The organism is Bacteroidales bacterium, from assembly GCA_029210725.1.
Taxonomy (GTDB): domain Bacteria; phylum Bacteroidota; class Bacteroidia; order Bacteroidales.
The window spans coordinates 1-20576 of sequence record JARGFM010000005.1 but is presented as its reverse complement, the minus strand read 5'-3'; the positions used below and the strand labels follow the sequence as shown (position 1 = coordinate 20576).

22 protein-coding genes are annotated in these 20576 nt (G+C 46.5%); 13 read left to right on the top strand and 9 right to left on the bottom strand.

Annotated features, from left to right (window positions below):
• Window positions 1–25: 25 nt before the first annotated feature.
• The 3 genes from P1P86_03955 to P1P86_03945 are packed head-to-tail and all read right to left on the bottom strand — an operon-like array spanning window position 26 to window position 2825.
• Window positions 26–1462, bottom strand: coding sequence for a DUF5916 domain-containing protein (locus tag P1P86_03955; protein ID MDF1574330.1), 1437 nt, complete (start codon window positions 1460–1462; stop codon window positions 26–28).
• Complete coding sequence (locus P1P86_03950) at window positions 1398–2081, bottom strand: carbohydrate binding family 9 domain-containing protein (protein ID MDF1574329.1); 684 nt, start codon at window positions 2079–2081, stop codon at window positions 1398–1400. The genes P1P86_03955 and P1P86_03950 overlap by 65 nt, the downstream gene beginning before the upstream one ends.
• A gap of 51 nt (window positions 2082–2132) precedes the next feature.
• Window positions 2133–2825 carry a hypothetical protein gene (locus tag P1P86_03945; protein ID MDF1574328.1) on the bottom strand — a complete coding sequence of 231 codons (693 nt, stop codon included), beginning with the start codon at window positions 2823–2825 and terminating at the stop codon, window positions 2133–2135.
• Between the two features lie 56 nt (window positions 2826–2881).
• Between P1P86_03945 and P1P86_03940 the strand changes: the two genes are divergently transcribed.
• The 6 genes from P1P86_03940 to P1P86_03915 all read left to right on the top strand — a co-directional run bounded on the left by P1P86_03940 (window position 2882) and on the right by P1P86_03915 (window position 10501).
• Window positions 2882–4285, top strand: coding sequence for a PQQ-binding-like beta-propeller repeat protein (locus P1P86_03940; protein ID MDF1574327.1), 1404 nt, complete (start codon window positions 2882–2884; stop codon window positions 4283–4285).
• A 7-nt stretch (window positions 4286–4292) separates the two neighbouring features.
• A complete protein-coding gene (locus tag P1P86_03935) occupies window positions 4293–5339 on the top strand; it encodes an alpha/beta hydrolase (protein MDF1574326.1) in 1047 nt (348 codons plus the stop codon).
• A gap of 62 nt (window positions 5340–5401) precedes the next feature.
• The gene (locus P1P86_03930; protein MDF1574325.1) at window positions 5402–7804 is read left to right on the top strand and encodes an ABC transporter permease; all 2403 of its coding nucleotides are present in this window, start codon (window positions 5402–5404) and stop codon (window positions 7802–7804) included.
• 1 nt (window position 7805) lies between these two features.
• Complete coding sequence (locus P1P86_03925; GenBank protein ID MDF1574324.1) at window positions 7806–8219, top strand: ATP-binding protein; 414 nt, start codon at window positions 7806–7808, stop codon at window positions 8217–8219.
• Window positions 8220–8416: 197 nt separating this feature from the next.
• Window positions 8417–8896 carry a DoxX family protein gene (locus P1P86_03920; protein MDF1574323.1) on the top strand — a complete coding sequence of 160 codons (480 nt, stop codon included), beginning with the start codon at window positions 8417–8419 and terminating at the stop codon, window positions 8894–8896.
• 9 nt (window positions 8897–8905) lie between these two features.
• The gene (locus P1P86_03915; GenBank protein ID MDF1574322.1) at window positions 8906–10501 is read left to right on the top strand and encodes a Gfo/Idh/MocA family oxidoreductase; all 1596 of its coding nucleotides are present in this window, start codon (window positions 8906–8908) and stop codon (window positions 10499–10501) included.
• A 45-nt stretch (window positions 10502–10546) separates the two neighbouring features.
• Here P1P86_03915 and P1P86_03910 read toward each other — a convergent pair whose 3' ends face one another.
• The gene (locus P1P86_03910) at window positions 10547–11365 is read right to left on the bottom strand and encodes a hypothetical protein (protein ID MDF1574321.1); all 819 of its coding nucleotides are present in this window, start codon (window positions 11363–11365) and stop codon (window positions 10547–10549) included.
• Window positions 11366–11496: 131 nt separating this feature from the next.
• On the opposite strand from P1P86_03910, the gene P1P86_03905 reads away from it, so the two are divergent.
• Complete coding sequence (locus P1P86_03905; protein ID MDF1574320.1) at window positions 11497–12438, top strand: D-2-hydroxyacid dehydrogenase; 942 nt, start codon at window positions 11497–11499, stop codon at window positions 12436–12438.
• Here the strand turns inward: P1P86_03905 and P1P86_03900 are convergent, their stop codons facing one another.
• Window positions 12439–13386 (bottom strand): sugar phosphate isomerase/epimerase, encoded by a 948-nt coding sequence (locus tag P1P86_03900; GenBank protein ID MDF1574319.1) that lies wholly within the window; start codon window positions 13384–13386, stop codon window positions 12439–12441.
• A 10-nt stretch (window positions 13387–13396) separates the two neighbouring features.
• Entirely contained in the window at window positions 13397–14125 is a 729-nt protein-coding gene (locus P1P86_03895) for a DUF1080 domain-containing protein (GenBank protein MDF1574318.1), read from the bottom strand.
• 128 nt (window positions 14126–14253) lie between these two features.
• On the opposite strand from P1P86_03895, the gene P1P86_03890 reads away from it, so the two are divergent.
• Entirely contained in the window at window positions 14254–14769 is a 516-nt protein-coding gene (locus P1P86_03890; GenBank protein MDF1574317.1) for an RNA polymerase sigma factor, read from the top strand.
• On the opposite strand, the gene P1P86_03885 is transcribed toward P1P86_03890, so the two are convergent.
• Entirely contained in the window at window positions 14770–15348 is a 579-nt protein-coding gene (locus P1P86_03885; GenBank protein MDF1574316.1) for a thioredoxin family protein, read from the bottom strand.
• Window positions 15349–15453: 105 nt separating this feature from the next.
• Here P1P86_03885 and P1P86_03880 point away from each other — a divergent pair, with 105 nt between their 5' ends.
• From P1P86_03880 to P1P86_03860, 5 genes are all read left to right on the top strand, one after another.
• Window positions 15454–15933 (top strand): TlpA family protein disulfide reductase, encoded by a 480-nt coding sequence (locus P1P86_03880; GenBank protein MDF1574315.1) that lies wholly within the window; start codon window positions 15454–15456, stop codon window positions 15931–15933.
• Window position 15934: 1 nt separating this feature from the next.
• Complete coding sequence (locus P1P86_03875; protein ID MDF1574314.1) at window positions 15935–16534, top strand: thioredoxin family protein; 600 nt, start codon at window positions 15935–15937, stop codon at window positions 16532–16534.
• 81 nt (window positions 16535–16615) lie between these two features.
• Entirely contained in the window at window positions 16616–17218 is a 603-nt protein-coding gene (locus P1P86_03870; protein MDF1574313.1) for a thioredoxin family protein, read from the top strand.
• A gap of 93 nt (window positions 17219–17311) precedes the next feature.
• A complete protein-coding gene (locus P1P86_03865) occupies window positions 17312–17878 on the top strand; it encodes a MarC family protein (protein ID MDF1574312.1) in 567 nt (188 codons plus the stop codon).
• Window positions 17879–17884: 6 nt separating this feature from the next.
• Window positions 17885–18370 (top strand): hypothetical protein, encoded by a 486-nt coding sequence (locus P1P86_03860; GenBank protein ID MDF1574311.1) that lies wholly within the window; start codon window positions 17885–17887, stop codon window positions 18368–18370.
• On the opposite strand, the gene P1P86_03855 is transcribed toward P1P86_03860, so the two are convergent.
• Window positions 18353–19525: an iron-containing alcohol dehydrogenase gene (locus P1P86_03855; protein ID MDF1574310.1), complete on the bottom strand. Its 1173-nt coding sequence runs from the start codon at window positions 19523–19525 to the stop codon at window positions 18353–18355. The two genes, P1P86_03860 and P1P86_03855, sit on opposite strands and share 18 nt — an antisense overlap.
• Window positions 19526–19991: 466 nt before the next feature.
• The coding region (locus P1P86_03850) for an IS256 family transposase (protein ID MDF1574309.1) at window positions 19992–20576 on the bottom strand (585 nt) is incomplete at its 5' end.

Below are 20576 nucleotides of genomic sequence, written 5' to 3'. Positions count from 1 at the left end.
AAGTTCCCTTCAAGTTACGCAACAATTACCGAAATACAGTAATCGGAAGTGTGAACTTCAGAAAAAAGGCATCGGCTTGTGCCAGGTCGCTCATGATCCCGGCCTCCTGGTCACGAGAGTAGATCAGGTATACAGCTCCGAATGGAGGATTGAATCGCCATCCGGCCAGTCCATAAATATATATCTTGCTGTTTCCGGTGCTGTTTTGCGCAAACAACTTGATCCAGAGATCGCTCGTAAAGTTATAGTCGACTGAAAGCACATTGATAAGTGTAGACATATGGTCTTCATCGGGTGTGAACCTGATCAGGTCACCACCATACTCCAAAGCCATCTTATACGTGATTTTCATTCTTCCGCCCAGGGAATACCGTTGAAAATCACGGTCAAAATTGTGGCCAAAGGAATATTCGGCAAAGGCATGACTCCATTCAGCTGTATTATAACCCAGGCTAAAGGTATGTCGATGGTTGTAGTAGTCTTTCTCGAACAGCTTGTATTCGTTGTTGTACAGATAGGTTAATGAAAATCGGTTTTGGAAGTAGAATACCACCGATTCGTTAATATTCCAGCTTCTGAGCACCCCGCTAGTTCTCGCCCAGAACACATTGTTCCTGGTTTCAAACTCCATATAGCGGAATACTTTGTTCCGGATCCACCATCGGTAACTCAGATCGCTGTCCACCTCCCTGCGGTCGTCATCCACTACATATCCAGCCTGGTTGATATTCTCCCTGAAGTGCTCACCCATCTCTGTATAGCGGACATGCATGTGGTAGAAGTTATTCTCTTTGGCAAAGCGCATGAACCAGGCGGAATGCGAAAGCAGATCACCGGGAACAATGGCCACAAACTGTCCGGTGAGCTTCCATGTCTCACCCAGGTTTAGCACATAGTTCCCGCTTATGGAGCTTACATAGCTGGAATCATTGCGTTTATCCACCAAGGAGAGACCAAGGGAGCTTGATCCCAGAAAATCCCGCTTAACCCTGGCAGTGGTAAAAAATGAGGGGGCCTCATCCTCCTCGTCCATCTGCAACGAACGCACATTCATGGCATTGAAATTATATTTGCCGGCTTTTCCGTTTAGCTTGCCTCCGTACATAATATCCTGTATGCGCCTGGAATAGAAGGTTCTGATCCGGGTTCCATACATCTCGTTCCCTTCCTGAAAGAAGAGTCGCTTTTCGGGGTAATTCAACTCATAGCGGGTCAAATTTATCCTTTCCTGATCTGCTTCCACAGTGGCGAAATCATGAATTATAGTAGCATCGGCTGTTAAATTGGGGGATATCTGCCATTTAATATCTCCACCGGCATCCGGTCTTACCCTTTTGTTTACTCCGGTAAATTCATTGTTTTCATAGCGAATGGTTGCATAGGGATAAAGGGAAAGCTTACTCGCAGAGGATGGAATTCTGATCCCTGTGAGCTTTCCCCCCCTGCGAAACTCTAAAATCATCACTTAGTGTGCCCGACCAGTAAGTAGTCTCCAGATTGGCGAGGTATATCCTGCTAAAGTTAAGTCCCCAGGTATCGTTTCCCGGTTTAAAGCGCAGACTTCTAAATGGAATAGACATCTCCAGGGTCCAGCCCCATTCGGACTTTGTGGATGCAGTCTTCCACTCCGCATCCCAATTCACATCAATGCTCTTTCCATCGTCGTTAATTCTGAAGTCGGTCTGTGTTCCCAGTGGATTGGTCCAGAATCCATATCCCGAGCGATTGTCGTTATATGGATAAATCACCAGGACAAAACAGTCATCTCCCTTTGTGAGAATATCCCGGTTCATCACCTTTGCCAGTACTGCCGTCTCCTGGTACAGGAGTGCACTGATGTATAAATTAATGCTGTCATATCCGATATGTGCTATCGTTGTTTGCGAAGAGGGCTCCCCGGGCAGAGGCGCCATTTGCACAAAACCGCTTGCAGAATCGGCCCCTCTCCATTTTTCAGGTTCATGAATCCCATCAATGACGATGGCCGACTCCATGGGATGGGCAACCATGGAGCGCTGTGCGCAAAGTCTGCCATGCATGCTGGTAAGTAAGAGTGTTGCAAGTACAAGAAGGCGCCCCATACTGAAGGATTAGTACTCTAACATGTAAAATATAAGGAGAACCCTTAACTTTCAGGGACCGATTATTGGCCCGTCCATGATCAGCGCTGCCCCTTTATAGAGACTGAAAGCACTGAAACTTAAAATAACGTGGCTGATGTCCTGGTGGTTGAACCAGGGGCTCAATCCCCATCCAAAACTAAAGATGACGGCAGAGAGAAAAGCAATGCCCACCGCTCCCATCAGTTTCAGCATAGCCCGGTTTCCGGTCTTGTGGTAGATATAATAGCTCAGAGAACCCACGACCATCAGCATTCCAAAGATGGTATAGTACTTGACCGGGGAAAATGCCAGGGTCCAGAGGGTATAGAAGAGTGCAATCAGGAAGACCAGTAAGTTAAACCTGGAGATCAACCTGGTAATCCCTGGTCTCACATGCGGTCTTGCCACTTCCAGCAGGGCATGGGCCATCAATGCCACGGAACCCAGAGTCAGAACCCAGGACACCAGTTTCCATTCCTCTGAAAGCCGGTACTGAAAAGCGTGGCCTAAGATCCCCCCAAAAGTAGCCCCAAGTCCGAGCGTTAGAAAATAGTATTTGAAATACCATTTCACTTTCCCTTCACTTTCCAGCCGGCGGATTCTGAAAAACGCATAGAAACAAATGGCCGCCAGGATCAGATCGGTGGCCGTTGTGATGGGTTCATCAATCCTGAGATCCAGTATCTCTATGGAGGGTTGAATGAGCTTTATCTGCACACTCAAAGTTATCATATTTTTAAAATATCATAACTTTATATGTATTAACAAATACAGAACTCATGAAACTGACTGTTCTTCATCTGATCATTACAAGCCTGGCCCTGGCCTTCTTCTTCGACTCCGGGGCCCAGTCCCTGCTCGGGGAAGATATCCATAGCCCGGATTCTTTTTTTGAAGCCATGGAGACCAACCGGCAATGGCCGTCTTACCGGGGTTTCTTTGCTTCAGGCTTTCTGGATGATGCCCATCTTCCGGATAGTTTCCATATCGAATCTTCCTACCAGGTGAAGTGGAACATCCCGGTACCCGGCCTGGGCCTTTCCTGCCCGGTTATCTGGGACAAGCGGGTATTTATTACCACAGCGGTCAGCGAAGAGGACCGGGAAGGCTATCTGCCGGGGATGTATGGAGATATCACCCCCATAAATGACTCCTCTGAACATGTATGGAAGGTCTTATGCATCGATAAAGGTTCCGGCAGGCTGGTCTGGGAACAGGATGCCTGCCAGGGCATTCCGAAGGTCAAACGCCACCCAAAATCATCGCATGCCAATACGACCATAGCCACTGACGGGATCCATGTTATCGCCTTTTTTGGATCCGAAGGGCTCTATTGCTACAATGTAGAGGGAAAACTACTCTGGAAACGCGATTTTGGCCTGATCAAATCCGCCTGGAATGTGGTTGAATCAGCCGAGTGGGAATTCAGCAGCTCACCACTGATATTTCAAGACAAAGTGATCATCCAGGCCGATGCCCTGAATACCGCTTTTGTGGCGGTCCTGGACCTCCAAAGTGGTGCTACCGTCTGGAAACAGCAAAGGGATGAAATATCCACCTGGTGCACTCCCAATCTCTATTTTGAGGGAAGTTCGCCCCGTGTGGTGCTTAATGGTTTTAAGCACCGGGGGGCCTATGACCTGCATACCGGAGAGGAGATATGGCGCATGTCCGGAGGGGGGGATATCCCGGTTCCTTCTCCCATCATATGGAAAGACCTGATCTTTTTTAATAGTGCACACGGTTCCCTGGCTCCTTTAATGGCTGTAAAAAACAGTGCCCGGGGTGAAATACCCTACCCGCCAAGAGAAGATTCGCCGGGAGAAGATTTTGCCTGGTATTATAACAGGCAGGGAGCCTACATGAGTTCGGTCCTGGTATATGACAGTCTCCTCTATCGCCTCCGGTGGAACGGGAATCTGAGCTGTTTTGATGCAAGAACCGGGGAAATCATTTACCGGGAAACTGTAAATCCCGCCAGTTTTATTGCCTCGCCCGTAGCTTCTGACGGCAAGCTTTACCTGGTTTCCGAGGATGGTGATCTGTACATCGTGAAAGCCGGAAAGGAATATGAGCTTCTGAAGAAGATTCCATTGGGGGAGGTTTCCCTGGTCACTCCGGGCATCACGGATGGGATGCTGATTTTCAGAACAGCAAGTCGCCTGATAGCCATATCGAAATAGACTTTTGATGAAAAAAGTACTTGCATCCGTATTCCTGTTCACTCTTTTTCTCAGTGGCTACACGGAGGTGCCGGGGAAATATATTCCTAAAAGCGACAGAAAAAAGGAGAAACTGGCCACGGCCGAACCCGGCACCTATCTGAAACCGGCCGCCCTGATGGTCCTCAAAAGGATGACCCGTGTGATGGAGGAAAGTACCGTAAAAGAACCCGCGCCCTGTATGTTGAACCTGTTCACTCCTTCCCAGAAAAAACTGGTGGATACGACTCTCCTGTTCAACGAAGTGGAAATTCCGGTCAGGATTTATTATCCCACCAGGGAAAGCCTTCAGGGCCACCAGCCGGCATGCCTGTTTTTTCATGGAGGAGGTTTTGTTCTGGGGAGTGTGGAACAATACCATATCATGGCCAGCAAGCTGGCCAGAATGACCGGACAGATTATTGTATCAGTGGATTACAGGCTCGCTCCCGATCACCCCTTCCCAGCAGCTATCAAGGACTGCTATTCTGCCTTCCAGAGCTTGCTTAGAAACGGATCCTCCCTGGGCATCGATACCACCCGGATTTCGGTGATGGGTGATAGCGCCGGAGGGAACCTGGCCACGGTAGTGACTTTGATGTGCCGGGATAAACAAACCCCGCAGCCCCGCTGCCAGGTCCTTCTTTACCCTGCAGTCACCTTTGTGGACAGGGAATATCCCTCCATAAACCACTTTCTGAAGAATGCCGACCGGAGCTATGTTCTCAGCGAAGCATTTCTCAAAAGAGTTCGTAATGCATACAAGGGGACGGAAGGGAGAGATGACAATCCCTATATTTCCCCGCTTGAAGCGGAACTAAGTAACGATCTTGCTCCCGCCCTGATTATTGCCGCTGAGTGTGATCCGCTCAGAGACAGTGATAAGGAGTATGCCCATAAACTGGAAGCTGCTGGTGTAAAGGCGGAGTACCTGGAATATAGCGGAATGATCCATGGATTTATGAGTTTCCAAATGATCCTGGGTGATGCGGTGGATGCCATGAGAGCGGCAGAAGAGTTCCTGGGTGAAAATTAAAGGCATGCTGCTGCCCTGAATGAGGCTTGAATGGTTATATTTGTTTCAGCCATGATTCAGATATGACAGGGAAGCATCTCTTACTGACCATACGCAGCCTCAAAAAAAACCTTCTTTACGCCATATTTGTGGTGACCGGACTGGCAGTAGGAATAAGCACCTTCCTGGCCACTTTTCAGTGGTCGGCCTGGCACCTCACCTTTGACAGAAGTTATCCGGACAGGGAACAAATTTACAGGCTCACCTTTGAAGAGGATTATGAGGGTTTTTTTCGCCATACAGCCAGGATCCTGCATGGAAGTGCACTGAATAAAATCGCATTTGCCGAGATAATTTCAGGCATCGAAGCTGTGGGGCGAATTGCTCCCTTCAGAAAAGCAGCCTTCAGGCTGGGCGACCGGTCGTTCTACGAAGAGTATGCGTATAGCTGCGATCCGGAGTTCCTGGATATTTTTAAGCCGGAGGTGGTTAAAGGAGCATCAGAAGACCTTTTGTCCGAGCCTTTTACCGTGGTATTGAGCGAAAATACAGCCAGAAAATTCTTTGGAGAGCTTAATCCGGTGGGCAGCTCCGTGGATCTGGTGCATCAGTTCGGGGTGGACCCGGTCACCTATACGGTTGTAGCAGTTATTAAAGACTTTCCGGAAAATTCTCACTTCAGGATTTCAGCCCTTAGCTCTTTTGAAAATCCCGTTGAATACGAGGGTACCGCCTGGGCCTACCTGAAGCTAAAACCTTCAGTCGACCCGGAGGAGATGGAAGCACAGCTGAAACGCTTTATCGAGAACCATGTGGATGAGTCCTATTCCAGCCAGATCTCCCCCCACCTGCAAGCTGTTTCAGATATCCATCTGCGTTCTCATAAGGCCAGAGAGATACAAAGCAATGTAAGGTTCCGCACCGTATTAATCGTCATGGTAGCCGGCATGCTGGTTTTTGTATTGGCGTGGTTCAATTTCACCCTGCTTGCTTATAGCAAAAGTCAGTTGCAGATACAAAAACTGGTCATCCAGTGGCAGATGGGAGCCGGGAGATCGGTTTTCTTCAGGCAGTTCCTGGTCGACAGCCTTTTTATTGGCAGCATCGCTTATGTGATTGGAATACTTTTTACCATTCTGATTGCCCCTTCCATTGAGAAACAGGGTGGCACCTATTTGTTTAGCAACCTGGCCATGGTTATACTCCCCCTGATCGTATTATTGATATTGAACATATCCGGTGCGCTGATCACTTCCCTGATATCCACCGGAAAGTTGTACCGGCATCTTCAAATAAAACATATCTCCTCCAAACCCGGAGTTCCGGGAGATCATGCAGGACGTAATCTCTTTATCAGATCGGTCATTGTGCTTGAATTCATCATCACCTTTGTTCTTCTTTCCAATCTGATCCTGATTTCCCGTCAGACCAGTTATGCCATGAACCGGCAGCTGGGAGCATCCCGGCAGGAAGCCATCCACCTGCACCACCTTCATCGCGAAATTGTAAACAACTTTGAAGTTTTCAAAGAGCGAATGCTGGAAAGTCCGCATATAGCCAATGTAACCGGCAGTATGGAGGAACCCACGGGTCAGGCCATGGACGCCAATACCTTTGAGATAGACGGGGTGGATGAAGGCGAAAAAAAATTATTCCTGTTCCCTGTGGATCAGGAGTTTTTCCGGTTTTATGATATCAATGTCCTTTATGGTTCAGATTTTCCGGTACAATATAAGCCTTCGGATTCCATAGAGTATTTTGTTCTGAATGAAACTGCTGCCAGGATGATTTCGGATGATCCCGGAGATCTGATAGGAAGAGAGTTGCAACTTAATTTTCCTCATCCCGGGTTTATCTGGCCGGGCCCGCTGACCGGAGTGGTCGAGGATTTCCATTTGTCGGGGCTTGATTACGAAATCACCCCCATGGTTATATTTCCCAAGTATACCTGGTTATGGTGCTTCTCCATCCTGCCTGCAGGCAGTCCGGAAACGGCCCTGGAGCATTTAAGATCCGTATGGGATGAGTTGTTTCACGCCTACCCCCTGGAATACTATTTCACCTCATCCCTGATTGAGGAACTCTACGAGTCGGAACTGATCCAGATCCATCTCTTACTCATTTTCAGCATACTCTCAATTATAATTTCCGGCCTGGGCCTGTTTGCATTAAGCGGTTTTTTCATGCAGAAACGGATCAAACCGGCTGCACTGAAAAAAATCAATGGGGCCAGGGTCCATCAGATTATTTTTCCGGAGCTGCTGTATTACCTGTGGCTGGCCATTCTCTCCTCTGCTCTCTCCATACCAGTCTCCCTGTTTATGATGGAGCGCTGGTTGCGAAATTTCAAATACCGGGTCGATATCCCGGTCTGGGTCTTCCCGGTCTGTGCAGCTATCCTGGTTGTCTTTAGCTGGATTGCCGTTTTCTACCATACCATTCGTCTGGCCCGGACCAATCCTGTGGAATTTATTCGGGAACAGTAGCATGGAACGGACGTTTACATACTGTTCTCATATACAAGAGATTTCCCGGATCCGTAAAGATCTGGTATTTCTTGATAAAGAGTGGACTGTACCCAAATCAGAAATCAGGCAGATCCAGCTGATCATTGAAGAGTTATTTTCCAATATCATCCGTTTTGCTTTTGATGATTCGAAGGAACACCAGATTTTTATCCGCCTGGGTTTAAGGGAAAGCCATATTGAAATCGAACTGATCGACGACGGGATTCCCTTCAATCCCCTGGAATATGAAAAGGAACCACATACAGATCCGGTTACTTCAGACCCGGGTGGAATGGGAATAACTCTTATCAGAGCCTTCACCAGCAACATGGAGTATTGGCGAAGAGCGGAGAAAAACCATCTTCTTATCACTAAAAGTCTTAAGCGTAAATAAGCTCCATTGGAGCTGCCTGCTATTTAGGCATGGTCCTTTTGATTGCTTAATTTTATTATTTGAAAGCCTGCAGAGCAGAGAATACCTCGGAAAATCATTGTGTGATTTTTACAATTTAAAGCGAGTCTAACTTATTTTTATTACAATAATGGTTAAATTCGCCTGTCGATAATTATTACCCCAATTTTTCTAACTATATGATAAAAGATAAAGATTTCTCAAAATGGCAACTCTGGTCCCTGGTGATCCTGCGTGTTGCCATCGGCTGGCACTTCCTCTATGAAGGAATTGTCAAACTGCTGAATCCGAACTGGTCGTCCATGGGTTATCTGATGGATTCCAAAGGGCTTTTTGAAGGAGTATTCCATTCAATTGCAGCTAATCCGGCCTTGTTAAATGTCATGGATTTCGCGAATATGTGGGGACTGATTCTTATAGGAGCGGGACTGATCGTTGGCCTGTTCACCAGAATTGCTTCTATCGCCGGGATGGTTCTTCTGGCCTTCTACTACCTGTCTCATCCGGCCATCATCGGGGTGAACTTTGCGATGCCCACAGAGGGAAGCTACCTCTGGGTTAATAAGAACCTCATTGAACTGCTTACCCTCTGGGTAATTTTGCTGTTCCCCACCTGGAAGATCATCGGGATGGATCGATTTCTGTTCAATAAGAAATAGATAACTGATATGACTGACAAAGATAAAAATGCAGGCGGTAGCAAGATGAACCGCAGGGATGTACTTAAAGGACTGGCCACTGTACCGGTTCTGGGTGCCATGGCTTACGGCACCTGGAGAAAAACAAGACAGGAACACATCCGCAGCCACAAACTGGCCAAAGAGCTCAATATGAGCGCCGGGGAGAAGGAATATCTTCCTTATAAACACGACGGGGATACTATACGGATCGGTATCATTGGATATGGAATCCGTGGAACTCAGTTGATGCAGGCCGCAGGATTCGTTCAGCCGGCAACCATTGACACCTGGAAACAGAACGAAGCAAAGGATTCAAATAATAACCGCTTCTCAAATTTCCTGGAACAGGATGACCTTAATATTCGGATAACCGGGGTCTGCGACCTCTTTGATGTTCATGCAGAGAGGGCCATGTCCGCTGCTTCCAATATTGGCCGGGAGGGTGCAGAAGGAAAAATGGGAGAGCAGGCTAAGCGGTACAGAAACTACCGCGATCTGCTGGCTTCCAATGATATTGATGCCGTGATTATTGCGACACCCGACCACTGGCATGCCCAGATGACCATTGATGCTGCCAAAGCAGGCAAACATGTATTTGCGGAAAAGGGATTCAGCCTGACCATGGATGAAACTTATGCCATCCGTGACACGGTTAAATCAAGCGGGATTACATACCAATTGGGTCACCAGGGACGACAGACCGAGAGTTACCTAAAGGCCAAAGAGGCCATCGACAAAAAGCTTATTGGAAAAATAAACCTGATAGAGGTCTGCACCAACCGGAACTCGGCCAACGGTGCCTGGGTCTACGACATCCATCCCGATGCCAATCCCAATACGGTCGACTGGGCACAATTTGAAGAACCCTGCGAAGTCAAGCATCCCTGGAGCCCGGAACGTTTCTTCCGCTGGAGATGCTGGTGGGACTATGGTACCGGATTATCGGGCGACCTGCTCACGCACGAATTTGATGCCATTAACCAGATCATTGGAATGGGTATTCCTGCCTCTGTATCAGCTTCAGGTGGAGTATATTTCTGGAAAGACAAGAAACGGGGCGATTATGTCAACGAAATCCGGGAGGTTCCGGATGTCTGGAACGCCGTTCTGGAATATCCGGATCAGGATTTCAGCCTGCTTTACAGTGCCACACTGGCCAGTAACCATGACCGGGGCAAGGTCATCATGGGGCATGATGGATCCATGGAACTGGGGAATACCCTGACGGTATATGCGGACAGGGAGAGTACCAGGTATGAAGAGCAGATCAAAAGCGGACTTATTGATCCGGAGCTTCCCATTTACACCTATATACCCGGACGCAAGAACGTGGATTCCATTGCCACCGCCACGGAGCAATATTTTGCGGCCAGGGGACTCCTTTATACCTATCGCGGAGGACGACGGGTGGATACCACTCACCTGCATATCGCCGAATGGATCCAGGCCATCCGGGAAAACAAACAGCCCAGTTGCAACATTGACCAGGCCTTCGAAGAGGGAGTGGCTGCTGCCATGGGCATTATCGCTCAGAAAGAGGGCCGCAAGGTCTATTGGGACAAAGATAAAGAGCTGGTGGTCTGAGGAGGAAAGGCCTGATTGATAATCTCATACAGAGGGAGAAGCGTCTTACATCTCCCTTATTTTTATTTCCCGGGCCTCTTCCAGCATCCCCTTTTCATCCTGCTCCCGGAAAATTTTCCAGAGTCCGTGAATCTCCTGATAGATTTCAAACTCAGAACTATTCAGATCACAGACCATCCGCCTGGAAAGAAAGAGTATAAACTGCTGAAGCTTTAACCCGCTCAGGCCGGTTAATTCTGAAAGATTCTCCCCGCTTACAATCGCATCAAATTGAGCCTGATTTTCCCGGTTCTTTTTTAACCAGTATACTTTCCGGGCCGACCTGGCATGCTTGTTAAAATTATAATAGATAAAAGATACGGGTGAGGTCAGAAGCAAACCCGCGCTTTTTACGGCCTCTTCGTCCATCTCCAGGGGAACTTTGTCCGGATCCTGGCGGGGAAGCCCCAGGGAAGCTCCCAGGCTTTGTTTCATAGGCATGTCCAGGAAGGCTTCACGAAAATCTTCATAACTGGCACCCCACTCAAAGATCCGGGCCTCCTGCAACTGGTAAAGTCTCCTGTTCAAACGGACATTCCTGTTTGCCTGCATTTCTGCCACAGGGACAAGTGTATCACGAAAAGCGATGTTTCGAATCAGAAGGGTGTCACTCAGCCTGACAGGCAGGCTGAATATCCCCAGGCTATCTGTAACATCACCTTTGTGACTGTTCATGTTGATGACATGGCTTGCCGGAACAGGCAGGAATGATTCGTCATAGATAACCGCAGAAAGCTGGAAAAGAGTATCGGCCGGTTGCGCCATTACAGGAAGCCGCATCAGACAGAGTGCACAGGTAGCCGGAATCAGGATCCTTAACTGCATATGATATAAAAATATCCAATAATTTCGGGAAAAAGGAGCATTTAACAATCCTTAACCCTGTACCGGGGTTTTAGAGGCTCCTGTTGAACCAATTCAGAAAAGATATGTTAATTGAAGGTAAAACAAGAATCATGACCAACATTGTATTCCTCGACAAAAAGACCATAGGGAAAGTAGATAATCTGAAACAACTCTCCAAGCTGGGTAATCTTGAAATCCATGAATCTACGGAGCCTGACCAGGTGATTGAAAGATGCCAGGGTAAAGAGATTGTTATTGTGAACAAAATTCAGATGAATGAGGAGGTACTCAAACAGCTTCCGGATCTGAAGTTGATCTGCGTGGCAGCTACCGGAATCAATAATGTGGATCTGAACTATACAGAAAGTAACGGAATTGAAGTGAAAAACGTGGCCGGCTATTCAACCGATTCTGTGGCACAGCTCACCTTTACCATGTTGTTATATCTGATCAACAAGCCCTATTACTACGACACCTATGTAAAAAGCGGAGCTTATTCCAAAAGTGCTTCATTCACTCATCACAATGAACCCTTTTGGGAGCTGAAGGGAAAACGGATGGGGATCATAGGGCTCGGAACCATCGGCAGGCAGGTGGCCAGAATTGCTGAATCCTTTGGAATGGAGGTAATCTTCTACTCCACCACCGGACGCAACAATCATATAAGTTATAAGCGCTTTGAGCTGGATGATCTGCTCAAAAGCTCTGATGTGGTCTCGATCCACGCTCCCTTGAATAATCATACCCGCAACCTGATCACTTATGACAAAATGAAACTGATGCGGCCCTGCGCTATCCTGCTCAATCTTGGCAGAGGAGGAATTGTAAACGAAAAGGACCTTGCCAGAGCATTGAATGAAAATGTAATTGGAGCAGCAGGCATCGACGTGATGGAGCAAGAACCCATCAACGCCGATAACCCTCTACTTAGACTTTTCGACAAGGAGAAAATCCTGATCACCCCTCATATGGCCTGGGCCTCTAAGGAGTCCAGGGAACTGCTGGTAGAAAAGATCGCACGCAATATTGACGTTTATCTGAAAAGCAGGTAATTATACCTCCATAACTGCTTTACCTGCTTTGATCAACAAATCCCTGGTAGCCATGATACCTTCATCCTGACTTAGTTCCCTGCCTTCATATTCAATTCCAATATACCCCCTGAAGCCTGCATCCTTAACTATTTTCAAAAGCCTGTAGAAATCTTTATCCACCTCATTCCCTTCTTCGTCAAAGTTGTGCGATTTGGCGCTCACACCCTTTGCCAAAGGCATTAGCTCCTTCATTCCAAGGTATAAATCATATTTCTCACCACCGGGCCTGCGGTCTATCACAAAATTACCAAAATCGGGAAGCACCCCGCAATTGACCATTCCGGTATTCCTGATTACCGAGGATAACCAGCTGGCTCGTGAGGAGTAACCTCCATGATTTTCAACAATAACACTGATCCCGTAATCGGCTGCAAACTGACTTAAGGTTCTAAGGCTCCTGGTTGCCGAGAAAGCCACTTCTTCTTCAGTGCCTCTACCGCCCGCATTCACCCTGATAGCATGGCAACCCAGTATATGAGCATGTTCCACCCACCGGTAGTGGTTCTCAACCGCCTTTTTCCTTTGCTCCTCATCGGTATCCCCCAGATTTCCCTCTCCATCAATCATGATCAACACATTCTTAACTCCAATGTCCTGAGTACGCTTCAAAAGCTCCTTGATATAATCTGTATCAGCATCTTTGAAAAATTGATTTACGTATTCAACGGCATGAATATCAAAATTCTTTTGGGCATATGCTGGAAAATCCAGATTATCCAGTTCACCTCCGAATAGCTTTTTATTCAGCGACCACTCGGCCAAAGAGATATCAAAAAACACCTCACGGTTTCCATGCTCCTGCACGACCGGAATACCGCTGCTTTCTCTAGCACTTGCCACACTACTTGCGGAAATGGCTGCAGCCGCAAGGGCCGTACTCTTCATAAATGTCCTTCTGTTTTGCATCTTGTATGTTTTATAATTCCTTGATTTTAATATTCCTGAACCACACATTGTTTCCATGATCCTGGAGACCGATAAAGCCTTCTTCCTGTAAATTGGTCCAGTCGGGATTTAAACCCGGGAACTTGGAACGAGACACCAGGGCATCCCACATCTGAGTTCCATATTCATACTCCACAACCACTTCACCGTTTTGGATGTGTTTCACATGCTTATCCTTCACAATCAGTTCAGCGGTGTTCCATTCGCCCGCACCTGCGAAATTCTGGGGATCAGCAGGAATCAGGTCATACAGTGATCCGGCCTGACGGTTACCATTCGTTCCCATCTTGGCATCGGGATGTGCGGCATTGTCCAGCACCTGCATTTCAGGGGCTGTCATGTAAATAGCATTATATTTGGGGTCCTCAGAGCCCAGGTAAAGGATACCTGAATTGCCAGCTTCTTCGATCTTCCACTCCAGCTTCAGATGAAAATCAGAGAATTTCCGGTCAATCATAATATCTCCGCCGTCACCCTTCGCCCGGGGGTTGAAATGGAGTGTTCCATCTTCCACCACCCATTTAGTCGGAGCATGGTCTTTCTGAAATCCCCTCCAACCGTCGGTAGATTCTCCGTCGAAGAGCAGCACAAAGCCATCCGTTTTCTCCTCTTCAGTCAGCGCGTTCTGAGCCTGAAGGCCGGCAGTGAAAAAAACCGCTAAAAAACCGGCAAATACATGTAATAGAAATTTTTTAGTCATCTTATTGATTTTTGAAGTTTAATACTGAATTTATTAAGAGATTTAAAATTGTGAAAACTATTCCATATTCGCAAGTTGATTCGTACCGGATAATTTTGTAATTTACTGCAAATTAAGTTGCTCAGTCAATGAAAATCGGGGAAAATACCTTCGATCCTGACTATTTCATGTATGATCTGGTTCAACTGCAGGAGCAGCTCTTTTATTACGCCCTGCAGCTTACAGAGGACCGGGAAGAGGCCCTGGACCTTGTACAGGAGACCAGCTATAAGGCCCTGAAAAACCGCAACAAACTTCACAATAATGATCACATCAGGGCCTGGCTCTATACCATTCTCAAGAACACTTATATCAACTATTTGAGAAGCAGTCATTGCCGGCAACTGACTCACGACAGCGAAGAACTTGCCGGCTTTGCAGCGCAAAGCGGCAGTCCGGACGGGTCGCCTTACAATCAGCTTGAGCAAAAAGAGCTGTACGAGGTTATTGAAATGTTACCCAGCGCATATGAGAAGCCAATTAAAATGTTTTTGGCTGGCTATTCGTATAAGGAGATTTCAGAGCGCATGAAAATTCCAATCGGTACGGTCAAAAGCAGGATTCACCTCGGTAAGAAACAGCTGCGAAATGTATACACGGCCTGATCAGGTCAGATCGCAGGCATCAGCGGGCATCCAGTGCTTATCCTTTCCATGCCACTTTATATTACATCCGATGGGATTGGTCACCGGCACGGATACGGCTAAGCCGGCAGTTACTTCCTCCAATACCCGCTCCAGGTCATTAACTGTGATTCTGGATGAATCCTTAGGCTGATCCACTCCCCTGCCTGTATACAATAAATTGCGCTCATGATCGAAAAGATAAAAGTGAGGGGTACGAAGTGCCCCGTAGGCCAGAGCAACCTCCTGACTTTCATCATAAAGATAGAGCCATGGAAAATTATGCTCCTTCATGCGACTTACCATATGCGGGAAATCATCCTCCTGATAGGTTCCGGCACTGTTTGAATTGATACCTACAAATTTCACCCCCTTTGAAGAAAACTTATTGGCGCTTAGTCTTGTTAGCTCATCCGATCCGATTACATAAGGACAGTGGTTGCAGGTGAAAAAAATCAGCAGGTAATCCTCTTTGAAATCCGAAAGTGCATAGTTATTTCCATCGGTTGCCGGAAGATTGAACTCCGGTGCTTTTGCTCCTATTTCCAGTGTAAATGACATGGGCTTCTAAAATTGGTTCATGCGTATTTTACAACTGAAAGTTAAAATTGTTTATAAAAAGTCAATTCTTCCAAACAAAACAGGCTCTCTATTGTTTTTGCGACAATGAGATACGTAATTATCACCATACTTGCTTCCATGCTGATCTTCAGCCATAGTCAGGGTCAGTCCGTGAAGGAAATCGACAGTGATTTACTGGCGGCTCTATGCAGTAAGCAAAATGATACTACGTATGTGATAAATTTTTGGGCTACATGGTGTTCCCCCTGTGTAAAAGAGATATCCTATTTTGAGGAACTTCACAGGCAATATGATTCCAGGGAGGTGAAAGTAATCCTGGTAAGCCTGGATTTTCCCGGCCAGACAGAAAAACGGGTTCTCCCTTTCCTGAAGGAAAAAGAGATCAGCGCCGAGGTACTTCAGATGACTGACCTGGATTATAACTCATGGATCGACCGGATAGAACCCTCCTGGTCAGGAGCCATCCCTGCCACGCTTATTTATCACAGAGAAAACAGGGTATTCCTGGAACAGGAAGTGGCCCGGGATGAATTATTCAGTCTTGTTTCACAAATAAAACGATGATATGAAAAAAATGGTTCTTACCTGGATTTGGGTACTAATAGCTGTCCTGCAGGTGAATGCAGGAGTAAAACCTGGCGATAATGCCATTGAGTTTTCATTAAAAAATGTGGATGGAACCACCGTTTCGCTCTCTGACTATGACGATCAGAAAGGCGTGATCGTGGTATTTACCTGCATTCCCTGTCCTTACGCAAAAGCTTATGAAGAAAGGATCATAAAACTCCATAAGACTTATGCCGTGAAGGGCTTTCCGGTAGTGGCTGTCAATCCGAATGATGAGGAGCTTTCCCCTGAGGATACCTTTGCCAATATGAAGGCGAAGGCGGAGGAGCGGGAATATCCTTTTCCCTACCTGAAAGACGAATCCCAGGAAATATATAAAGCCTATGGCGCCACCAGAACTCCTCACATATTTTTGCTGAAAAACGAAGGGGGTCAATTTAAGGTGGCCTATATAGGGGCCATTGACGATAATGCCATGGATGTTGCATCTGTCCATATAAAATACCTGGAGAATGCCATCTCGGCCCTGTTATCCGGCACCAATCCAGATCCGGCCACGACCAAGGCCATAGGCTGTTCGATTAAGACGAAGGGCTGAACACAGGGAAATTAGACCTTTATGGTCAATTAAACCCGGCAGTATTAGCATCATCCGGTCTAAAATTGCTATTTTGATCTTGTGAAAAAAGCAATACTGGTGTTTCTGCTTTTCATGGCCGCCAGGCTGTGGCTCTTTGGCGGTCTGAAGCCCGGGGATAAAGCAGTCGGATTCGCCTTGCTGAGTGTGGACAGCTCCATGGTATCCCTTTCCGATTACTTGGATCAGAAAGGTCTGATCCTGGTATTCACCAACGTACCCTGCCCCTTTTCAAAGGCCTACGAGCAGCGAATTATTGACCTTCACAATACCTATGCAAACCTGGGCTTCCCGGTAGTGGCCATTAATTCGAACAATCCGGATATGTCTCCCCAGGACAGCTTTGAACATATGCAGCTGCGTGCAAGGAAGATGGCCTATCCCTTTCCCTACCTGAAAGACTCCACTGAGGAGGTCTGCAGGGCTTATGGGGCTACCCGGACCCCACAGATCTTCCTGCTGGAGAGGAGCGGCAATGGTTTCACCGTGGCCTATCTGGGAGCAATAGATGACAACTCCCTGGATGCCAGATCAGTTTCAAACAGGTACCTGGAAAACGCCATCCGGGCCCTTACCCTGGGAGAGCGACCCGAACCGGCCACCACCCGGGCCATTGGTTGCCTGCTTAAAATCAAAGACCGATAAACCATCCGTGTTTTGCTTGTAATCCCCTAAAAAGATAGCATATTTGCAGTGCTGAATTCCAAATGGCAAATAATGCAGATGATGCACCTCAATATGGTAGAAATCCTGGCAGCCTTTATGGTGCTGTTTGCGATTATTGATATCCTGGGATCGATTCCCATTATTCTGGATATCAAGACAAAGACCGGAGCCATCTTCCCTGGTAAAACAAGCCTGGTGGCCTTTGCAATTATGCTGCTGTTCCTGTTTATTGGTGAACCTTTGCTGGCAATTTTTGGCGTGGATATATCGTCCTTTGCCATTGCAGGATCTATCATCTTACTGCTGATGGGACTTGAAATGGTACTAGGAATTCAACTTTTTAAACACGAATCTGGAGGCTCCGGGGCTATTGTTCCCATTGCTTTCCCCCTGATTGCCGGAGCCGGTTCAATTACAACACTTCTTTCCTTAAGGGCTGAGTATCATAGTATAAATATTCTTGTGGCACTTTCATTAAATATGATTATTGTCTATCTTGTACTCCGGCTCACAACCTTTTTTGAACGGATACTTGGACTAAACGGCCTGCACATTATCAGGAAATTCTTTGGAATTATCCTACTGGCCATTGCCATCAAGCTATTCTTATCAAATACGGGGATTGAGATACCTAAATGATTGAATATGAGGGTATTTATTTGGATAATTGCATTTATTGCCCTGGCCGGATGTGCCAATGATGATCTTTCGTGGATCTCTATTAAGAATGATACGACCACACCGATTTATGTGCTTCCATACTCCTCTGAATTCGCCAATGCAGAGTGGATTCAACCAGGCGTTTCAGACGACTTTTATTCTATTGGCTGCGACTTAATTGACGCTTATTCCTATTTTTCTTTCTACTACGACAGCCTGATTGTGCTCCTGAAGGATTATGAAGACGAGCCCATTAAATTTTACAAAGATGGCACTACGGTGAATTATGATCCTGAATTTAATCCCTTTACCAATCCTGATGTTTGGCAGATACAGGATTTTAACAGGGCTGTATCCGGAAAAGCGTTCAATACCCTGGAGGAGAAGCACATTTTTGAACACTATTTTTGCATCAGGCAAGAGCGTGTAAAATCCCTGAGCGTTGAAGAAGAATCAGATCCTGGTCTTTAGAACCTGAACCATCTGTTCATGGCTAAGCTTCACTGGATGATACTTATAAGAAGTGCAGTCAATCACCTTTTGAATGCCTTCCTCGTTTAATCCAAAATCAGACAGAAGGGGCATTTCCAAAAGAGTGGCAATATGAATCAGCTTTTCTTTGAAGGCCTGAAGATACTCCAGATTCTGTTTATACTTAAAGTCGGCAAAGACCTTGCTGACAATGATTAATTTATTTATGGCAGGATGATCGGGCTGTTCCAGCAGATTGTCTATGGTCTGAGCGAAAACAGGAGCCATCAAAGAACCGCATGCCACTCCGTGAGGGATGTGGTAAAAACCTCCCAAAGGAGAAGCAAATCCGTGCACCAGTCCCAGTCCCGCATGTGCCAGTGTAATTCCCGAAAACAGAGCTGCCAAAGCCATTCCTGAACGAGCTTCAAGGTTCTGTTCACCCTCCAGAAATGCCCGGAGCAAATATTTTTTAATATGCTTCAGACCCTGCAGAGCCAGAGCATCGGTCATGGCATTGGCTTTGGTTGACAAATATGATTCCAGCAACTGCGAAAAGGCATCCATCCCAGAAGTAGCCGTTAGCCTGGCGGGACAGGAGAGCATCATTTCCGGATCAATAATAGCCAGTTCAGGAATGAAGTTATCATGTCGCAGGGACTTTTTAAAACCTGTTTCTCCAACTTCTGAAATCACTGCATTTTTTGTCATCTCGCTGCCTGTGCCCGAGGTTGTGGGCATGGCAATGAACGGGATTTTATGGCCAGGGTGCGTTTTCTCTCCAACACCCTCCAGATAGTCCCGGATACTCCCCTCCACCGGAATCATGGCAGAGACAGCTTTCCCTGCATCCATCACACTTCCGCCCCCCACAGCAGCAACCACTTGGATCCCTGAGGGCCTGTACTTCTCTACAATATGATCAATAAGTGCAGGGGATGGCTCATGTGCGATCACCTCGTGCTTCAGCTCCAGCTTTGCAGCTTGCAGACCGGAAATAATTTCTTCTCCATGCCCGGAGTCATGAATGGAAGAGGATCCGGTAAGAAGCAAAACCCTGTTACCCCAGGCTTTTACGGCGGCAGGCAGTTCGTTTCTCTTCCCCTGACCAAAAATAATCTCCGGAAGAGAAGAAAACTGAAAAGAGTCAATCATGGAATAAATGTTTACGTAAATATAAAAAAAGTAGTAACTAATCAACCTTTTCTCAAAAATAGGGGGTTATGAACAATTTTCCGCGGTTTTACACGGATTTGGCTGTGATGCATTTGTGGATTTCTCAGATTCAGTGGATATTAACAAAATCAGGTTGTTGATATTGATAGTTGGCTGATTAAATATTTGACTATGAACATCTTCTCTTATTGCTTAGTGATAAAGCAAAGCTGAGTGACAACGAATTCAAAAATAGCTCCATTTCACCCCCGAAGGATGAGTACAGGGCTTTCAATATCCAGAGTAGCGCCCGACAACAACGGAAGTGAACAGGCCATAGGCCATGTGAAAGTCAAACTAAAGTTCAAATCCTGGAAAGTAGTAAACTACTTCCTAATCCTGCGAAGCATCACGGATACGGATTAGAAAAACAAGCAGCCTGTGTTGAATGCTCTCAATCATATCGCTAAATTGGCAGGGACTGATTAGTTACGTATTTTCTAATACCACGGTTCAGATTCTCTATTGTATTGGTAGTGTATATTATCTTTCTGATTTCCATGGGGTAATCAAAATAATGTGTTAGGTTTTCCCAGTTGTTTTGCCAGGACTGTATGGCGTATTTGTATTTTGTACCCCATTTTAAATCCATGGAAACCAGGGCTTTTTCGGCGATTTCTACATTAGTGGCAGCATAAATGCATTTCAGGTCGGCACAAAATTCTTTACGGTCTTTCCAGAATACAAATTTACAGCTATTCCTTATCTGATGGATGACGCATAGCTGCGTTACTGCATCCGGAAATACTCCTTTTATGGCTTGGGTAAAACCGGTAAGGTTATCGGTACAAGCAATGAGTATATCCTCTACGCCACGAGCTTTTAGATCTGTAAGGACGGTAAGCCAAAATGCCGCAGATTCATTTTCTGCAATCCACATGCCGAGCACTTCTTTTAAACCGTCGTTTTTCAGCCCTATTACAATGAAAATGCACTTATTAATGTACTGAAGTTTCCTAGTGGATAAATTGTTGATAATGAAATAGATAAA